The following is a 16,684-nucleotide window of genomic DNA, read 5'->3' on the forward strand; positions in this document are numbered from 1 at the left end:
GACCAAGGAGGCGCGATGGCTGAGCAGACCAAGTACGTCCTGGACGAGGCCGATCTCCCCACCCGGTGGTACAACGTCGTCCCCGACCTTCCGGAGCCGCCACCGCCGCCGCTGCACCCGGGCACCCGCGAGCCCGTCGGGCCGGCGGACCTGGCGCCGCTGTTCCCGCAGGCGCTCATCGAGCAGGAGGTAGCCGCGGAGCGCTATGTCGACATTCCGGAGGAGGTCCGGGAGGTCTACAAGCTGTGGCGCCCGTCGCCGCTGTTCCGCGCGCGACGGCTGGAGAAGGCGCTGGGCACGCCGGCGCGGATCTACTACAAGTACGAGGGTGTCAGCCCGGTCGGCTCCCACAAGCCGAACACCGCCGTGCCGCAGGCGTTCTACAACGCGCAGGAGGGCGTCGCCCGGCTGACCACCGAGACCGGCGCCGGCCAGTGGGGGAGCGCGCTCGCGTTCGCGTGCGCCCAGTTCGGGTTGGAGTGCGAGGTCTGGCAGGTCCGCGCGTCGTACGACCAGAAGCCCTACCGCAAGCTGATGATGGAGGTCTTCGGCGCGACGGTGCACCCGAGCCCGTCCGAGCTGACCGAGTCCGGCAAGGCCATCCTCGCGGAGAACCCCGGCTCGACCGGCAGCCTCGGCATCGCGATCAGCGAGGCCGTCGAGCAGGCGGCGCAGGACCCGGACACGCGGTACGCGCTGGGCAGCGTGCTCAACCACGTGCTGCTGCACCAGACGATCATCGGCGAAGAGGCGCTGAAGCAGTTCGAGCTGGCCGGCGACACCCCGGACGTCCTGGTCGGCTGCACCGGCGGCGGCTCGAACTTCGGCGGGCTCGCGTTCCCGTTCCTGCGCGAGAAGCTCGCCGGGAAGATGGACCCGGTGATCCGCGCGGTCGAGCCGGCCGCGTGCCCGTCCCTGACGCGCGGGAAGTACGCCTACGACTTCGGCGACACGGCGGGGCTCACGCCGTTGCTGAAGATGCACACGCTCGGCCACGAGTTCATCCCGGACCCGATCCACGCGGGCGGCCTGCGCTACCACGGGATGTCCCCGCTGATCTCGCACATCTACGAGCTCGGCCTGATCGAGGCGATCGCCGTCGGCCAGCAGGAGTGCTTCGCGGCGGGCGTCCGGTTCGCCCGGTCCGAGGGCATCATCCCGGCGCCCGAGCCGACCCACGCGCTCGCGGCGTGCATCCAGGAAGCGTTGCGGTGCAAGGAAACCGGCGAGGAGAAGGTGATCCTCACGGCGTTGTGCGGGCACGCGCACCTGGACCTGCCGGCGTACGGTGCTTATCTCGCCGGGGACATGGTGGACAACGAGCTGTCCGAGGCCACGCTCGAGGAGTCGCTGGCGACGTTGCCGTAAGCCGGTTGATGCCGCATCGAGGGACCTGAAATCCCTCGATGCGGCATCCCGGCTTCCCACTGACTGCCCCAGATCATGCGGTCGGCCTCTCGGCGGGGCCGTCGGCGAGGAGCCATTCGGCCTGGGCGGAAAGGACCGGATGGGTTTCGGGTAGCCGTCGGTGACGCCCCGCCGGACGAGGAACCGGACCAGGTCCCGGTGCTGCCCGGTGGTCAGGTCCATCAGGTTGGCGAACGAAAGAAGGTCCCCCAGCACGTCGTCGAGGGGGTCCTGCAGGACCTTCGCGTCCGTCTTGTCGAGCCAGCGTCGCGCTTCTTCGGCCGGCAGCCGGACGAACTTCCGGTACTGGATCACGACCTTGCCGATCAGGGCGAACAGGCAGACCCCGGTCACGGTCAGCAGAATTCCGGTCGGCGTCCGGGGTGTGGTGAGAACCGCGTCGAAGACGTTGGTGAACGCCCAGGCCTTCGAGCTGGTCGACCACGACGTCGATGCTCGGCCGGCCGGTGAGTTGCAACGGACCGAGAAGCAGTGAACCGATGAGGACGGAAAGGGGGCCGTCCAGGAATCGCACGCCCAGGAGCAGCAGGGCGAACACGAACAGGCCGAACGCCAGGTACATGTTCACCGGCACCAGGTCGAGCGCGCGCATTCGCTGCCGGTTGTTCTTGGCGCGGAGGCCCCTGATGATGAGCACCACACCCATCGGCCACGCCACGACGAAGGGCGGCATGGGCAGGACCCGGTCGCCGATCAGCCACCGCAGCCTCGGCACCAGGCGAGCAGGGTGGCCTGCTCGATCGGGCGATCGGCCATCTTCCAGGTGCGGGGCCCCATGAAAGCGCAGAACGCGGTGATCAGCGCGCGTCGGGGATTTCCGGGCGGGTCAGCTCGCTCCGGGCGTCGGCCAGGACGACCCGGTCGCGGCCCGCCGCCTTCGCTTCGAACACCGCGTCGTCCGCGGCCTGCAGCAGAATTGTGTACTCCGTGGCCGTTTCCGGGTACACCGCCGCGCCGATCGACGCCGTCAGGCCGCTGATCACCTCGGGTTTGCCCGGGCGGATCACCGGGACACGCACCTCGACCCGGGCGATCGACGCCCGGATGCGGTCGGCGATCGACGCGATTTCGGCGCTCGTCGCGCCCGGGAGGAGGACCACGAACTCGTCGCCGCCGAAGCGGCCGACGTAGTCGCCGCCGCGGACCGAGCCCTGGATCGCCGCCGCGATCGCGCGCAGCACCTCGTCGCCGGCCAGGTGGCCGTTGCCGTCGTCGATGGCCTTGAAGTGGTCGATGTCGATCATCAGCACGCCCGCCGTCGACGACAGCTCCGCGGCGCGCGCCAGCTCGTTGTGCGCCAGCTGGACCCAGAACTCCGGCGCCAGCAGCGCCGTCTTGGAGTCCGTGCGCGCGGCGGCCTGGAACTGCGGCAGCAGCAGCCCGACGTGCAGCGCCACCGGCGTCACCATCAGCACCGGCAGCAGCCACGGCCGCACCGTCATCACCAGCGCGATGCCGCACCCGACGCCGACCGCGGCCAGCACGATCAGCACGTCGGACGGGTTGCCGAACGCCTGCCGCGGCGGCTTGCCCGGGTTGCTCAGCACGATCGCCAAGATCACCAGCACGTAGTTGAGCCCGAAGTACACGATTCCGGACACGAGCAGCGCGAGCATCCCGCCGAACCCGTCCAGATAAGGGACATAAGGCGCGAGCTCGCCACCGGTTCCGGCGGAAAGCACGGCGCCCGCGGCCGTGCAGGCGAGGATGACGGTGGCGCCGGAGAACACTTTCCGGTGAATTACGCCACGTCGTTTGTACACCCGGACCCAGGAATGGACGTAACTGACGACGATGACGAGCGTGGCCAGCGGCGGGGGCAGCAGGAGCAGCCCGGCGAAGATCCAGATCGACTGCAGGTGCATGTGCGGCCGGCCGTCGGCGGCCAGCTCGCGGATGCGCTCGATGCGTTGCGCCGCTTCGAGATGCACGACTTCGCCGGCCAGGATCAGTCCACACCAGAGCGCGGACTGACCGGTGATCGGCACCAAGCCGGCGGTCGCCGCGATCGCGACCAAGGCCAGTGTGTCGACCACCAGGACATAACCGAACAACGGCGTGGGCAGCTTCCATACTGCCCACGTACGGAGACCTGATCGTGGACGTTCTGAGCTGGGCTTTCGCCCTTGGGACCCGGACAATCCCACGAAACGCCCCTCTTCTCAGGACGGAACTTCGCGGAAATCGTCACTGTAATCGAATGAACGCGGTGTGTCACTAGGCTGGTCGGGCTACCGATCGGTCACGCACCGTGCAAGATCCGTACGAACAGGAGAAATCATGTCGCACTTCCTGCCCAACGCCAACATCGTCCCGTCCCGCCGTCGCGCGCAGCGGCCGACCGACTGGACCCGGCAGCTCCCCACCGACTGGACCCGCGCGATCCCGACCGACTGGACCCCGCGGCAGCTGCCGACCGACTGGACCGCGCGCGAACTGCCCACCGACTGGACCGCGCACCAGCTCCCGACCGACTGGGCCGACGCCGACGTCTCGTCACGCCTGCCCGCGTGCCCGACCGACTGGACCGGGCGCCAGGGCCAGCGGCCGACCGACTGGACGCGCTTCTGAACAGCACCCGATGACCCGGCGCCCGGTGACTGCGCCCCCGTGGCGGGGCCGGTCACCGGGGGCGCCGGTTTCACGCCGGTCCGGGTCGCGGTTGCGCGCGCCACCACAGCGGGCGACGGCCCCGGCAGCTGCGACGACCCGGTGCGGGGTGCCGGTTCACGCCGGTTCGCGGTTGCGCGCGCCGCCACAGTGTGGCCGCTCCGGCTGCGGCGAGCACCCCGACGGCATCGGCCGCCGCGACCACCCCGTGCAGGCGCCGGTTTCACGCCGGTTCGGGCCGGGGCTGCGCGCGCCGCCACAGTGTGGCCGCCCCCGCCGCGGCGAGCACTCCGACAGCCCCGGCCGCCGCGACGACCCCATGCGGGGCCGTGCGTTCCGCCGCGAGCCCGGCCAGCACCACACCCAGGCCCTGCGAAACCCTCAGCGCCGTCAGGGCGAAGCCGAACGCCTGCGCGCGCTGGGCGTCCGGGGTCAGCTGCACGAACGTCGTGTTCGCGATGAGGTTGTACGAGCTCGCCACGCCCGACAACGTCAGCAGCACGAGCGTGCCTTCGAGGTCCGGCCGCAGCGCGCAGCCCAGCAGCGCCGCGCACGCCAGCACCGCCAGCGGCCCCAGCAGCCGGGCGCGCCGGGGTGGCGGCACCCTCGACAGGGCGGCCATTCCCAGCACGTTGCCCAGCGCGTACGACCCGAGCAGCAGCCCGACGACCACCGCGCCGCCGCCCAGCTCGGCCGCGTACGGGGCCGCGATCGCCTCGCCCGCGATGTAGATCCCGGACACGCAGCCGAGCGCGACCAGTGCGAGCCGTCGCCGGTCGCCGACGACCACCGTCCAGCCCGCCCGGACGTGCCGCCACCAGCGCACGCCGGCCTCGGCCCGCGGTGGCCGGGCGCGCACCCCGGCGGCCAGGAACACCGCCGACAGCGCAAAACTCCCCGCGTCGGCGAGCAGGGCTCCGCCGGTGCCGACGGCGGCCACCAGGAGCCCGCCGAGCGCGAACCCGGCGACCTGGCCCGCCTGCACGAGGATCATCAGCAGGCCCATCCCGGGCACGAACGCCTCGTCCGGCAGCACCTGCGGCAGCAGCGCGGCGCGCGCCGAGTTCCACACCGGGTTGAGCAACTGGACGCCGACGAGCAGGGCCGCCACGGCGGGCAGCGGCATCCCGGGCACGGCCATCACCGCCACCGCGCCCGCCCGCAGCAGGTCGGCGGTGACCATCACCGTCCGCGGCGGGTGGCGGTCGGCCAGCCCGGCCAGCAGGGGCCCGCCGACGAGGTCGGGCAGGAACGTCAGCGCGTAGGTCAGCGCGGCCCAGCCGGGCGAGTTCGTGCGGTCGTACACCAGGATCGACAGCGCGACCCGCGCCAGCTGGTCCCCGGTGACCGTGACCAGCTGGGCCGAGAACAGCGCCCGGAACTCCGGCACCGCGAGGACGTCGCGGAAGCTGACCGCTCGTGCCGCCATGGCGCCTCCGGTGGCTCGCCGGAAGCACTCACTGTACCTGCGCGTACGCGCTGGGTGAACGGCCGTTAGGAGGGGTCGCAGGTGATTTTCGGTTGCGGGTTGTAGTGGACCGTCCGGGTCGAGCGGCCGACTTCGCGGCCGGTCGCGACGTCCTTGAGCACGCGGGTGTCGCTCGTCGTGAACCCCGGCGCGCCGGTGGAGGCGTGGCAGTTCTCGGCCGGGCCCGGCTTGGCCTGCGGGTCGCTCGGGTTGGAGCGGCCGCCGGGGATCGACTCGACGGTGTAACGCTTGGTGCCCCACAGCTTCACCGTGATCGACGACGGCGACCAGATCGCCTGGATCGCGATGCCGGTCGGCGAGTCGTTGGTGAACTTGAGGTCGATCACGCTGGAGCCGTTGGGGTTCTGGAACACCGTGGCCTCGCGCGCGGCGGGGTAGCGGCTGATGTAGTAGCTGTGCTCCTTGTGCCCCGCGTCCTTCATGCCCGCGAAGTACGACGCGTTGTACAGCGTGGTCGCGAACTGCGAGATGCCGCCGCCGACCTCGCGCCCCGGGGCGCCGTCCTTGATCACGCCCGCCTCGACGTACCCCTGCGGCTTGCCGCGCGGGCCGGTGAACCCGTTGAGGCTGAAGGTTTCCCCGGGCTTGACGATCGCGCCGTTGACCTTCTGCGCGACGACCTTGATGTTGGTGCCGGAGTCGGCCGCGAAGCCGCCGGTGGTGAACTCGCCGACGACCTCCTTGACGCCGAGCTGGTTCGCCTGCTCGGTCGTCACCTTCGCCGGGGCGTCCTTGTAGATCGCCGGGACCTCACGCCCGTCGGCCTTCTTGAGGACGTCGGGCAGCGGCTTGAGGCTCGGGTCCCAGTCGACGGTGCGGCCGTCGGTCGACGGGTCCACCGTGGGCTTGCCGCCTTCGAAGACGATGGTCGCCTCCTTGCCCTCCTTCTCGGTGGACTTCAGCTGCGGCCCGGCGGCTTCGACGATCTTCGTGTTGTCGATCTTCGGGGTCAGCCCGCCGCCGTCGGCGGGCTCGAAGGTGAGCGCGGCGGCGATCGCGTCCGGCTTCACGGTGGCGTCCTTGCCCTCGCCCTTGACCACCAGTGGGCCGGCGACGGCGGGGCGCGCGAACTGCTCCAGCGCCGCCTGGACGCCTTCGGGGGTGGTGCGGACGGGAGTGCCGGTCACCGGCAGCGCCAGCGTTTCGCCGCGCGCCCACTTCTCGACGACGGCGGCCTTCGCGGCCTCGACGTCGAGCTTCTGCCCGGGCTTCGGCAGGACGGCGACCGGGTTCGTGCCCTCGAACTTCACGGTGCCTTCGGCGGGCTCGCGGTCGACCTGGCCGCGGAGGCCGTCGAGCGCGGCGGCGAGCTTCGTGTCGTCGGCGTGGCTGACGACGCCGACCTCGCGGCTGGAGAACAGCGACGACAGGCGCGTGAAGGGGTTCAGCGGCTGCTCGCCGGCCTGGTCGAGGGTCTGCGCCCAGTCGAGCTTCAGCCCGGCGAGCGTCGGCGACAGCGTGCCCTGGACGTCGCCCGCGCTGACGGCCAGCGGGCGCGTGAGCCGCGGCTCGATCTCCCCGCGCAGCTGCTGCTCCGCGGCGTCGCGGTCCATGCCGCCGACGTCGACCCCGGCGACGGTCACCCCGCGCGGCACGCTGCCCTGGCTGACCAGCAGGTCGACGCCGTAGATGACGACCAGCAGGCCGAACACGCCGCCGGCGACAAGGCCGGCCTTGCGCAGGTTCGGCTTCTTGGCGGCCGGCTCGGGTTCGGCGTCGGGGCGGACGACCGGCAGGACGTCCGTCTGCTCACCGTGTGACTCGGGCCAGCGCGGTTCGTACGGCAACTCTCCACCCCTTCAACGCGGCGACGGTTCGCGCCGGTGACGGCCTAAGCGTACGGGGCACCCGGACAAGACGTACGACTCGCCCTAACGGGGGATGAACCGGTCACGGACGGGTATGTCACCCCGCGTCGGGCTCCGGGTTGTGGCCCGCGCGGGCCAGGAAGCCGAAGTCACAGCCTTCGTCCGCCTGCGTGATGTGGTCGCTGTAGAGCGCGCCGTAACCGCGTTCGAACCGCGGGGCCGGGGCCACCCAGGCGGCGCGACGCCGTTCCAGCTCCTCATCGGACACGTCCAGGTGCAACCGTCGCGACGGGACGTCCAGGGTGATCAGGTCGCCGTCGCGGACCAGTGCCAGCGGCCCGCCCACGTGGGACTCCGGGGCCACGTGCAGCACACACGCGCCGTAGCTCGTGCCGCTCATCCGGGCGTCCGAAATCCGGACCATGTCGCGGACCCCTGCGGCCAGCAGGTGCGAAGGGATCGGCAGCATCCCGTACTCGGGCATGCCCGGGCCGCCGAGCGGCCCCGAACCCCGCAGCACCAGCACCGAATCGGCGGTGATCGACGGGTCGTCGATCCGCTTCTTGAGGTCCGGGTAGTTCTCGAACACCACCGCCGGGCCGGTGTGCGTCAGCAGGTGCGGCTCGGCCGCGATGTGCTTGATCACCGCCCCCGACGGCGCCAGGTTGCCGTGCAGCACCGCGACCCCGCCCTCGGCGGCCACCGGGTTGTCACGCGGCCGGATGACGTCGTTGTTGTGCACCCGGGCCGCCGCGAGGTCGGCGCCCAAGGTGCGGCCGGTGACGGTGAGCCGGTCGACGTGCAGCAGCTCGGTCAGCCGCGACAGCAGGCCCGGCAGGCCGCCCGCGTAGTAGAAGTCCTCCATCAGCCAGTCGCCGCCGGGCCGGATGTTCGCCAGCACCGGGACGCGCCGCGCGATCGTGTCGAAGTCGGCCGGCGACAGCGGGATCCCGCTGCGCCCGGCCATCGCGATCAGGTGGATCACGGCGTTGGTCGAGCCGCCGAGGGCGAGCACCGTGGTGATCGCGTCCGCATACGCCCGCTTGTCCAGGATCTGCGTGATCGTCAGGTCTTCCCAGACCATGCCGACGATCCGGACGCCGCTCGCCGCGGCCATCCGGTGGTGGGCCGAGTCGACGGCGGGGATCGACGCCGCGCCCGGCAGGGTCATCCCCAGCACCTCGGCGGCCGACGTCATGGTCGACGCCGTCCCCATCGTCATGCAGTGCCCGGGCGACCGGGCAAGGCCGCGCTCCAGTTCGGACATTTCGGCGTCGCCGATCAGGCCGGCACGCTTGTCGTCCCAGTACTTCCACATGTCGGTGCCGCTGCCGAGGACCTCGTTGCGCCAGTGCCCGCGCAGCATCGGCCCGGCGGGGACGAAGATCGCGGGCAGCCCGGCGCTGGCCGCGCCCATCAGCAACGCCGGCGTGGTCTTGTCGCAGCCGCCCATCAGGACGGCGCCGTCGATCGGGTAGGACCGCAGGATCTCCTCGGTCTCCATGGCGAGGAGGTTGCGGTAGAGCATCGGGGTCGGCTTCTGGTACGTCTCCGACAGCGTCGCCACCGGGAACTCCAGCGGGAAGCCGCCGGCCTGCCAGACGCCGCGTTTGACCTGCTCGGCGCGTTCGCGCAGGTGCATGTGGCAGGGGTTGATGTCCGACCACGTGTTGAGGATCCCGATGACCGGTTTGCCGAGGTGCTCTTCCGGGTTGTAGCCGAGCTGACGGCTGCGGGCGCGGTGGCTGAAGTTGCGCAGCTCGTCGCCGCCGAACCACCGGTGGCTGCGGAGCTCCTCGGGTCGTTTCATGTCGCCAGTATGGCATCTGATATATGATCTGGTGGGCCTGGTTGAATGGTCTTCGACACGACCGAGGGAGCGCGCCATGACCGGGACGTTCAGCCTGCCCGCCTCCCGGACCGAAGTGGTCCTGGAAGAGATCCGCCGGGGCATCCTCACCCGCGAGCTGGTGCCCGGCCAGCCGCTGGTCGAAGCGGAGCTGGCCGCCCGGCTGGGGGTCTCCAAGACCCCGGTGCGCGAGGCGCTCAAGGTGCTCTCCAACTCGGGCCTGGTGACGTTCAGCCCGTACAAGGGCGCTTCGGTGTGCGTGGTCGACGCCGAGCTCGCGAAGTCCGTCTACGACGTGCGGATGGTGCTGGAGCCGGAGGCCGTCCGGCGGACCGTCGAGCGGCGCGACCCCGAGCTGCTCGAAGACGCGGCGGAGGCGCTGAAGGAGGCGTCGGCGGCCATCGCCGACAAGGACCAGGCCGCGCTGAGCCTGCTCAACCGCCGGTTCCACCGCGCCCTCTACCGCGGCTGCGGCAACCCGCTGCTGGTGAGCATCCTCGACGACCTCAAGGACCGCGCGGCGCTGATCAGCGTCGTCGGCTGGGAGGCCAACCCCAGCTGGAAGAAGGAGTGGACCGAGCACAAGGCGGTGCTCGCCGCGGCCAAGAAGGGCGACGCCGAGGGCGCCGCCGCGCTGCTGCGCGACCACATCGGCGGGTTCCTGGAGCGGGTGCTCGAGGCCATCGGATGAAGCTGCTCCTGATCTCCGACACCCACCTGCCGGGACGCGCCCGGGTGCTGCCCGAGCAGGTGTGGCGGGAGGTCGAGGCGGCGGACGTCGTGGTGCACGCCGGCGACTGGGTCGACGTCGCCGTGCTGGACGAGCTCGAGGCGCGCAGCAAGCGGCTGATCGGCGTGTACGGCAACAACGACGGCGCGGACCTGCGCGCCCGGCTGCCGGAGATCGCCCGCGCGGACCTCGGCGGCGTCCGGCTGGCCGTGATCCACGAGACCGGCGGGAAGGACGGCCGCGCGCAGCGGTGTGACGCGCAGTTCCCGGACACCGACGTGCTCGTCTTCGGTCACAGCCACATCCCGTGGGACACCACCACCCCGGCCGGGCTGCGGCTGCTCAACCCGGGCTCGCCCACCGACCGCCGCCGCCAGCCGTTCTGCACCTACCAGACCGCCCGCGTCGACGGCGGCGCGCTGGTGGACGTCGAGCTGCACGAACTGCCCCGGAAGGGGTAGGAAGGTCCCATGGATCCGGCATGGGCGTTGCGGGAGATCGCGTTCCAGCTCGAACGCGCGGGTGAGCCGACCTACCGCGTCCGCGCGTTCCGGAAGGCCGCGACGACGGTCGAGAAGACCGATGCCGGGCATCTCGCGCAGATGGCCGCGAACGGCACGCTGACCTCGCTGCCCGGGATCGGCAAGGCGACCGCGGGCGTCATCGAGGACGCGCTGGCCGGGCGCGACCCGGCGTACCGGGAGAAGCTCGTCGAGGCGAAGCTGCCGGACGGCGAACCGCTGCGCTCGGCCCTCAAGGGGGACTGCCACACGCACTCCGACTGGTCGGACGGCGGCAGCCCGATCGGCGAGATGGCCGTCGCGGGCCGCGAGCTGGGCCACGAGTGGATGGTGCTGACCGACCACTCGCCGCGGCTGACCGTCGCGAACGGGCTCTCACCGGACCGGCTGCGGACGCAGATGCAGATCGTGGCGAAGGCCAACGAGCTGATGGCGCCCTTCCGGCTGCTGCACGGCATCGAGGTCGACATCCTCGACGACGGCGCACTCGACCAGGAGGAAGAGCTGCTCGCCCAGCTGGACTTCGTGGTCGCGAGCGTGCACTCGAAGCTGCGGATGCCGGCGAAAGAGATGACCCCGCGGCTGCTCGCCGCGGTCCGGAACCCGCACGTCCGCGTGCTGGGGCACTGCACCGGGCGGCTGGTCACCGGCCGCGGCCGGCCCGAGTCGGAGTTCGACGCCGAGGCCGTGTTCACCGCGTGCCGCGAGAACGGCGTCGCCGTGGAGATCAACTCGCGCCCCGAACGGCTCGACCCGCCGATGAAGCTGCTGCGCCTGGCCGCGGAGATCGGCTGCGAGTTCGCGATCGACAGCGACGCGCACGCGCCGGGCCAGCTCGACTGGCAGGGCTACGGCTGCGAGCGCGCGATCAAGGCGGGGATCGGGCCGGAGCGGATCGTCAACACCCGCACGGCCGAGGAGCTGCTCAGCCGCTGATCTTGACCTCGGGGTGCAGTGCCGGGTCGAGCCAGCGCAGCAGCGCGTCGAGGTCCGGGGCCGGGACGGACACGCAGCCCGCGGTCGGTTTGCCGTTGCCGACGTGCAGGAAGAACGCGGACCCGGCGCCGGGCTCCACGGGTGAGCGGTTGTAGTCGAAGACGACGGCGTGGTCGTAGACCGGGCCCGCCTGACCGAGGTTCTCGCCGGCGGCCTCGTCGAACGGGCACGTGCCGGGTGCGCACGAGAAGTGCGTGTTGTAGTGCGGGGAGCGCACGTCCGAGACCCACCAGTCCGACGTCGTCACCTGCCGGTAGGGCAGCTTCGTCGTGGCGGGCCGGATGCCGAAGGCCTCGGTCAGCGTCCAGGTCCCGGCCGGGGTGCGGGCCGCCGACTCACTCGCCTGGCCGATGCCGTCCCGGCCGACGAACGCCGCGACCGGGCCGTACGCCTTCACCCAGTGGCCGCCGGTGCGCTGCCACGCCGTGAGGACGGCGGTGGTCGCGCCCGCCGAGTCCGCGACGACGGTGATCCGCTGCGCCGGGGCGGCGTGCTCCGGCGCGGCGGCCGCGGTGCTCAGCACGGCGGCGGTGGCCAGCAGCACGGCCGTGGCCGACGTGGCGCCGAGGAGTCTCCGGGACATGCCCGCGACCCTAGCGGCGCCACGCCGGTGCGTGCCAGGTCAGTTGATGGTGTAGGAGTCCCCGTAGACCTTCCACTTCAGCGGGGTGTGCAGGTCGAAGTTGCCCGCGTTGAGGAACACCAGCTGCTCGGTGTCGACGCGCGAGGTGTCCGAGTGGGCCTCTTCTTCGTTCATGACGACCTTGCGCGCGGCGAAGAACGCCTTGAGGTAGGTCGTCTCGTTGCCGCCCTGGGACGGCGGCTTGGCCTTCTTGATCGCGGCCGCGCGGATGCCGCCGAAGCTGCTGTGGTCGGTGCCGGGGCCGTGCATGACGATCGCGTCGTAGTAGGCGAACTGGCCGAGGTTGCTGAGGCCGTCCGTCTTGCCCTGGGCCACCGCCGGGTTGAAGTACACGCGGTCGCGCTCGTTGTTCTGCGCGGTCTGGAACGCGGTGGTGGCCGCGGCCTGCTTCCACGCGCTTTCGAACGCCGAGCCGAGCCCGCTGTGCGAGTCGGTGCCGTTCACCTTGCGCAGCGCGGGAAGGTACTTCGCGAGCGGGTTGTTCGGCACGGCGTTCGTGTACGCCTCGACGAGGTCGAGCATGTCACCGGTGCCGGAGCAGAACCCGACGATGCCGGCGGTGTACCCGCGGCCGTCGCCGATGTCCTCGATGTACTTGTACTGCGCTTTCCAGTCCAGGGACGAGTTTTCCGCGCTGGAGACCAGCTTCATCGCGATCTCCTTCTTCGCCGCGACCGAAAGGTCGCCGGTGGCGAGGACGGAGGCGCTGTTCGCGGCCAGCGGCGCGGGGGCCGCCGAGGAAAGCGCGGGCGTCGTGATCACCAGGGCCGCGACGGAGGCCGCGCCGAGCGCGCCGACGAGGACCGGCCGCAACTTCTTGCTCATGGGAGAAAACCCTTTCCGCGGAACGAGCCGTGGGGGAGCACGGCTTTCTGGGCATGGCGGACAGCACCCGGAATTCGGTGGCCCTTCGGCTGCCGGAAACGGGTTGCTGGTGGTGCTGCGGCGTAGCGCCACGGTAGCGAAGGGTCAGCACCGCCACAAGGGGGGAGGAAGTTGTTGGCAAATAGGGAAAAAAGACCGGGGAAAGTAGACGGTTTCGCCGTGGTCAGCGAACCCCGGCGAAGAGGCGGATGACGTCCGGCAGGACGTTCACCGGGATCGTCGGGTCGATCGCGCGCTGGACGCCGAGGCCGATGCCGAGGCTGAGCAACGCCGTCGCGGCGTCGTCGGCCGACATCGGGAGCGTGATCCCGAACCGGTCCGCGTACCCGGTGAGCAGGCCCGCGATCGTGTCGCGGATGGCCTTGTCCCGCGCGGCGAGCTCGGCCCGCACGTGCGGGTTGCGCCGGGCGTTTGTGGCGAACTCGACCTCCAGCGCGGTCCACGCCTCGTCGCCGATGCTGCGCTCGGCCCACACCTGGAACGCCGCCAGCAGCCCGTCCATCCCGTCGGCGCCGACCAGCGCCCCGGCGACCAGCTCGACCTGCTCGTCGTGGATCCGGTCGAGCACGGCGAGGCAGAGCTCGTCCTTGTTGCGGAAGTTCGAGTACACCGCGCCCTTCGAGTACCCGGCTTCGTCGGCGACCTTCTCCAGCGACGTCACCGAGTAGCCGTCGCGCAGGAACAGCTGCTTGGCGGTCTCGATGAGCTGTTCGCGGGTGCGCGCCTGGCTTTCCGCGCGGGTGAGTCGGGCCATGGGGAGCACTCTAGTCAGTCCCGGGATCGGGGTACCGCTAGTATTGAGATACTGTTAGTCTCCGAAAATGGAACAACGCCACTTCGCGGTCCTCGTCGTCGGCGCCGGGGCGTCGGGGCTGGGTGCGGCCATCCGCCTGGGCCAGGCCGGCGTCGACGACCTCGCCGTGCTGGAGAAGGCCGGGTCGCTCGGCGGGACCTGGCGCGACAACACCTACCCCGGCTGCGCCTGCGACGTCCCGTCCGCGCTGTACTCGTACTCCTTCGCGCCCAACCCCGGGTGGACCCGCGCGTTCGCCGGGCAGGCCGAGATCCGGGCCTACCTGCGGGACACCGCCGACCGGTTCGGCGTCGCGGCGAAGATCCGGTACGGCGTCGAGGTGACGCGCGCGCAGTGGAACGAGCGTGACGCGCGCTGGGAGCTGGAGACGTCCCGAGGGCCCTACACCGCGCGGATCCTGGTCGCCGGCACCGGGCCGTGGCACGAGCCGAAGATCCCGGACCTGCCCGGCCTGGCCGGGTTCCCGGGCGAGGTCTTCCACTCCGCGCGCTGGAACCACGACCACGACCTGGCGGGCCGGCGGGTCGCGGTGATCGGCACCGGCGCGTCCGCCGTGCAGTTCGTGCCCGAGATCGTCCCGCGGGTCGGGCGGTTGCACCTGTTCCAGCGCACCGCGCAGTGGGTGCTGCCGAAGCCCGACCACCACGTCCCCGGCGTCGAACGGTTCCTGCTGCGGCGGTTCCCGGCGCTGCAGCGGGCGTTGCGCAGCGCGGAGTACGGCGCGATGGAGACGCTCGGCTTCGGCTTCCGGCACCCTTGGCTGCTGCGGCAGGTGCAGAAGATCGGGCTCGCCCACCTGCGCCTGACCGTGCGGGATCCCGTGCTGCGCAAGGCGTTGACGCCGGACTACACGCTCGGCTGCAAACGCCTGCTCATGTCGAACACGTACTACCGCGCGCTGACGAAGTCCACAGTGGACGTCCACCCGACGGCGGTGCGGGCGGTCGAGGGCACCCGGGTCCTCGGCGCGGACGGCTCGGCGGCCGAGGTCGACACGATCATCTTCGGCACCGGCTTCCACATCCTCGACATGCCGGTGTCGGCGCGCGTGTTCGACCAGGACGGCCGCAGCCTCGACGACCACTGGAAGGGCAGCCCGCAGGCCCACCTCGGGACGACGGTGGCCGGGTTCCCGAACCTCTACCTGCTGCTCGGGCCGAGCCTCGGCACCGGGCACTCGTCGGCGTTCATGATCCTCGAGGCGCAGCTGCGGCACACGGTGGCCGCGGTGACCCGCACACTGCGGTCGGGCTGGGCCTCGCTCGCGGTCCGGCCGGAGGCGCAGGCGGCGTTCAACGCCGACGTCCAGGCGGCGCTGCCGGGCACGGTCTACCAGTCCGGTGGCTGTTCGAGCTACTACACCGACGTCAACGGGCGCAACAGTTTCAGCTGGCCGTTCTCGACCGGGCGGCTGCGGTCGCAGGTGGGGTCGTTCGACGAAGCCGACTACGAGATCAGGAGGGTCCATGCGGTATCCGGCGATTGAGCCCCGGGACGCGGTCGTCGCGGTCACCGGCGGCGCGCGCGGCATCGGCCGCGCCACGGCGGCCGAGTTCACCGCGCGCGGGGCGACGGTCTGCGTCGGCGACCTGGACGCCGGCGACTTCCCGCTGGACGTCACGGTCCGCGAGTCGTTCGACGCGTTCACCGCGGCGGTGACCGAGCGGCACGGGCGGATCGACGTGCTGGTCAACAACGCCGGGGTGATGCCGCTGGGCGACTTCCTCGAGGAGCCGGACGCGGTCGGCCGGACCACGATGGAGGTCAACGTGCAGGGGCTCGTGCACGGGCTGCGCTCGGTGCTGCCGGGGATGATCGCGCGCGGGCGCGGCCACGTCGTGAACGTCGCGTCGATGGCGGGGAAGATCCCGCTCCCGGGCATGGCGGTGTACAACGCGAGCAAGTTCGCGGCGGTCGGCCTGACGGCCGCGGTCCGGCGCGAGTACGCGGCGACCGGGGTGAGCGTGAGCGCGGTGCTGCCGAGCGCGGTCCGCACGGAACTGGCGTCCGGGGTCCGGCTGGGCGGCGCACTGCCCACAGTGGACGCCGAAGACGTCGCCCGCGCGATCGTGGGCACCCTGCGGACCCGGCGCGCGGAGACGGCGGTGCCCTGGTGGGTCGGTGGGTGGGACCTGCTTGCCGCGGTGACTCCGGAGCGTGTGATGGTGTTGGCGCGGCGGTTGGTCGGGGATGATCGTGCGTTGCGGGAGCTGGATCCGGCGGCTCGTGCGGCTTATGTGGCGCGGGTTTCGGCGCAGGTCAAGGATCGCCGGGTGCCGTGAGGGCCGTGCGGAGATGGCGGTGCCCCGGTGGGTCGGCGGGTGGGACCTGCTTGCCGCGGTGACTCCGGAGCGTGTGATGGTGTTGGCGCGGCGGTTGGTCGGGGATGATCGTGCGTTGCGGGAGTTGGATCCGGTGGCTCGGGCGGCTTATGTGGCGCGGGTTTCGGGGCAGGTCAGGGATCGCCGGGTGCCGTGATCGGCGTGCGGAGATGGCGGTGCCCTGGTGGGGTCGGCGGTTGGGACTTGCTCGCCGCGGTGACCCCGAAGCGTGTGATGGCGTTGGCGCGGCGGTTGGTCGGGATGATCGTGCGTCGCGGGAGCTGGATCCGGCGGCTCGTGCGGCTTATGTGGCGCGGGTTTCGGGGCAGGTCAGGGATCGCCGGGTGTCGTGATCGGCGTGCGGAGATGGCGGTGCCCTGGTGGGTCGGCGGCTGGGACTTGCTCGCCGCGGTGACCCCGGAGCCTGTCATGGCGTTGGCCCGGCGGCTGGTCGGGGATGATCGTGCGTTGCGGGAGTTGGATCCGGTGGCTCGTGCGGCTTATGTGGCGCGGGTTTCGGGGCAGGTCAGGGATCGCCGGGTGCCGTGATCGGCGTGCGGAGATGGCGGTGCCCTGGTGGGGTCGGCGGT

The 16,684-nt window shown here is 71.5% G+C and carries 15 protein-coding genes; 7 read left to right on the forward strand and 8 right to left on the reverse strand.

The annotated features are described in order from the left end of the window. The first annotated feature begins 15 nt into the window (after positions 1–15). On the forward strand, positions 16–1,368 hold the full coding sequence (locus ACZ63J_RS30205; RefSeq protein ID WP_465401222.1) for a TrpB-like pyridoxal phosphate-dependent enzyme: 1,353 nt from the start codon (positions 16–18) through the stop codon (positions 1,366–1,368). Positions 1,369–1,441: 73 nt separating this feature from the next. On the opposite strand, the gene ACZ63J_RS30210 is transcribed toward ACZ63J_RS30205, so the two are convergent. Both ACZ63J_RS30210 and ACZ63J_RS30215 read right to left on the reverse strand, forming a co-directional pair. Then, complete coding sequence (locus ACZ63J_RS30210) at positions 1,442–2,143, reverse strand: hypothetical protein (protein WP_465401223.1); 702 nt, start codon at positions 2,141–2,143, stop codon at positions 1,442–1,444. Positions 2,144–2,225: 82 nt separating this feature from the next. Continuing rightward, a complete protein-coding gene (locus ACZ63J_RS30215) occupies positions 2,226–3,464 on the reverse strand; it encodes a GGDEF domain-containing protein (RefSeq protein ID WP_465401224.1) in 1,239 nt (412 codons plus the stop codon). A 244-nt stretch (positions 3,465–3,708) separates the two neighbouring features. On the opposite strand from ACZ63J_RS30215, the gene ACZ63J_RS30220 reads away from it, so the two are divergent. Continuing rightward, entirely contained in the window at positions 3,709–3,999 is a 291-nt protein-coding gene (locus tag ACZ63J_RS30220; RefSeq protein ID WP_465340760.1) for a hypothetical protein, read from the forward strand. A 262-nt stretch (positions 4,000–4,261) separates the two neighbouring features. Here ACZ63J_RS30220 and ACZ63J_RS30225 read toward each other — a convergent pair whose 3' ends face one another. The 3 genes from ACZ63J_RS30225 to araD form a co-directional block, all read right to left on the reverse strand. Further along, entirely contained in the window at positions 4,262–5,467 is a 1,206-nt protein-coding gene (locus ACZ63J_RS30225; protein WP_465401225.1) for an MFS transporter, read from the reverse strand. A 65-nt stretch (positions 5,468–5,532) separates the two neighbouring features. Further along, the gene (locus ACZ63J_RS30230; protein ID WP_465401226.1) at positions 5,533–7,314 is read right to left on the reverse strand and encodes a VanW family protein; all 1,782 of its coding nucleotides are present in this window, start codon (positions 7,312–7,314) and stop codon (positions 5,533–5,535) included. Positions 7,315–7,432: 118 nt separating this feature from the next. Beyond that, a complete protein-coding gene (gene araD / locus ACZ63J_RS30235) occupies positions 7,433–9,145 on the reverse strand; it encodes an L-arabinonate dehydratase (protein ID WP_465401227.1) in 1,713 nt (570 codons plus the stop codon). 76 nt (positions 9,146–9,221) lie between these two features. Here araD and ACZ63J_RS30240 point away from each other — a divergent pair, with 76 nt between their 5' ends. The 3 genes from ACZ63J_RS30240 to ACZ63J_RS30250 are packed head-to-tail and all read left to right on the forward strand — an operon-like array spanning position 9,222 to position 11,371. Further along, positions 9,222–9,875, forward strand: coding sequence for a GntR family transcriptional regulator (locus ACZ63J_RS30240; RefSeq protein ID WP_465304000.1), 654 nt, complete (start codon positions 9,222–9,224; stop codon positions 9,873–9,875). Next, on the forward strand, positions 9,872–10,375 hold the full coding sequence (locus ACZ63J_RS30245; RefSeq protein WP_465401228.1) for a metallophosphoesterase family protein: 504 nt from the start codon (positions 9,872–9,874) through the stop codon (positions 10,373–10,375). The genes ACZ63J_RS30240 and ACZ63J_RS30245 overlap by 4 nt, the downstream gene beginning before the upstream one ends. Before the next feature lie 9 nt (positions 10,376–10,384). After that, entirely contained in the window at positions 10,385–11,371 is a 987-nt protein-coding gene (locus ACZ63J_RS30250) for a PHP domain-containing protein (RefSeq protein WP_465401229.1), read from the forward strand. Here ACZ63J_RS30250 and ACZ63J_RS30255 read toward each other — a convergent pair. The 3 genes from ACZ63J_RS30255 to ACZ63J_RS30265 form a co-directional block, all read right to left on the reverse strand. Then, the gene (locus tag ACZ63J_RS30255; protein WP_465401230.1) at positions 11,361–12,014 is read right to left on the reverse strand and encodes a L,D-transpeptidase family protein; all 654 of its coding nucleotides are present in this window, start codon (positions 12,012–12,014) and stop codon (positions 11,361–11,363) included. The two genes, ACZ63J_RS30250 and ACZ63J_RS30255, sit on opposite strands and share 11 nt — an antisense overlap. A 39-nt stretch (positions 12,015–12,053) precedes the next feature. Beyond that, complete coding sequence (locus ACZ63J_RS30260; RefSeq protein WP_465401231.1) at positions 12,054–12,899, reverse strand: chitosanase; 846 nt, start codon at positions 12,897–12,899, stop codon at positions 12,054–12,056. 223 nt (positions 12,900–13,122) lie between these two features. Beyond that, positions 13,123–13,713, reverse strand: coding sequence for a TetR/AcrR family transcriptional regulator (locus ACZ63J_RS30265; RefSeq protein ID WP_465304010.1), 591 nt, complete (start codon positions 13,711–13,713; stop codon positions 13,123–13,125). A 67-nt stretch (positions 13,714–13,780) separates the two neighbouring features. Between ACZ63J_RS30265 and ACZ63J_RS30270 the strand changes: the two genes are divergently transcribed. Further along, the gene (locus ACZ63J_RS30270; RefSeq protein WP_465401232.1) at positions 13,781–15,259 is read left to right on the forward strand and encodes a flavin-containing monooxygenase; all 1,479 of its coding nucleotides are present in this window, start codon (positions 13,781–13,783) and stop codon (positions 15,257–15,259) included. Next, positions 15,240–16,055, forward strand: a complete 816-nt coding sequence (locus ACZ63J_RS30275) for an SDR family oxidoreductase (protein WP_465401233.1) — start codon at positions 15,240–15,242, stop codon at positions 16,053–16,055. Before ACZ63J_RS30270 ends, ACZ63J_RS30275 begins: the two co-directional genes overlap by 20 nt. Positions 16,056–16,684: the final 629 nt, after the last annotated feature.

Source organism: Amycolatopsis sp. NPDC104863, assembly GCF_055582965.1.

Coding starts and splice junctions, on each gene's coding strand:
- ACZ63J_RS30255 (WP_465401230.1), bottom strand. CDS start 12,014: ATGTCCCGGAGACTCCTCGGCGCCACGTCGGCCACGGCCGTGCTGCTG.
- ACZ63J_RS30275 (WP_465401233.1), top strand. CDS start 15,240: ATGCGGTATCCGGCGATTGAGCCCCGGGACGCGGTCGTCGCGGTCACC.
- ACZ63J_RS30245 (WP_465401228.1), top strand. CDS start 9,872: ATGAAGCTGCTCCTGATCTCCGACACCCACCTGCCGGGACGCGCCCGG.
- ACZ63J_RS30240 (WP_465304000.1), top strand. CDS start 9,222: ATGACCGGGACGTTCAGCCTGCCCGCCTCCCGGACCGAAGTGGTCCTG.
- ACZ63J_RS30260 (WP_465401231.1), bottom strand. CDS start 12,899: ATGAGCAAGAAGTTGCGGCCGGTCCTCGTCGGCGCGCTCGGCGCGGCC.
- ACZ63J_RS30220 (WP_465340760.1), top strand. CDS start 3,709: ATGTCGCACTTCCTGCCCAACGCCAACATCGTCCCGTCCCGCCGTCGC.
- ACZ63J_RS30205 (WP_465401222.1), top strand. CDS start 16: ATGGCTGAGCAGACCAAGTACGTCCTGGACGAGGCCGATCTCCCCACC.
- ACZ63J_RS30265 (WP_465304010.1), bottom strand. CDS start 13,713: ATGGCCCGACTCACCCGCGCGGAAAGCCAGGCGCGCACCCGCGAACAG.
- araD (WP_465401227.1), bottom strand. CDS start 9,145: ATGAAACGACCCGAGGAGCTCCGCAGCCACCGGTGGTTCGGCGGCGAC.
- ACZ63J_RS30225 (WP_465401225.1), bottom strand. CDS start 5,467: ATGGCGGCACGAGCGGTCAGCTTCCGCGACGTCCTCGCGGTGCCGGAG.
- ACZ63J_RS30270 (WP_465401232.1), top strand. CDS start 13,781: ATGGAACAACGCCACTTCGCGGTCCTCGTCGTCGGCGCCGGGGCGTCG.
- ACZ63J_RS30250 (WP_465401229.1), top strand. CDS start 10,385: ATGGATCCGGCATGGGCGTTGCGGGAGATCGCGTTCCAGCTCGAACGC.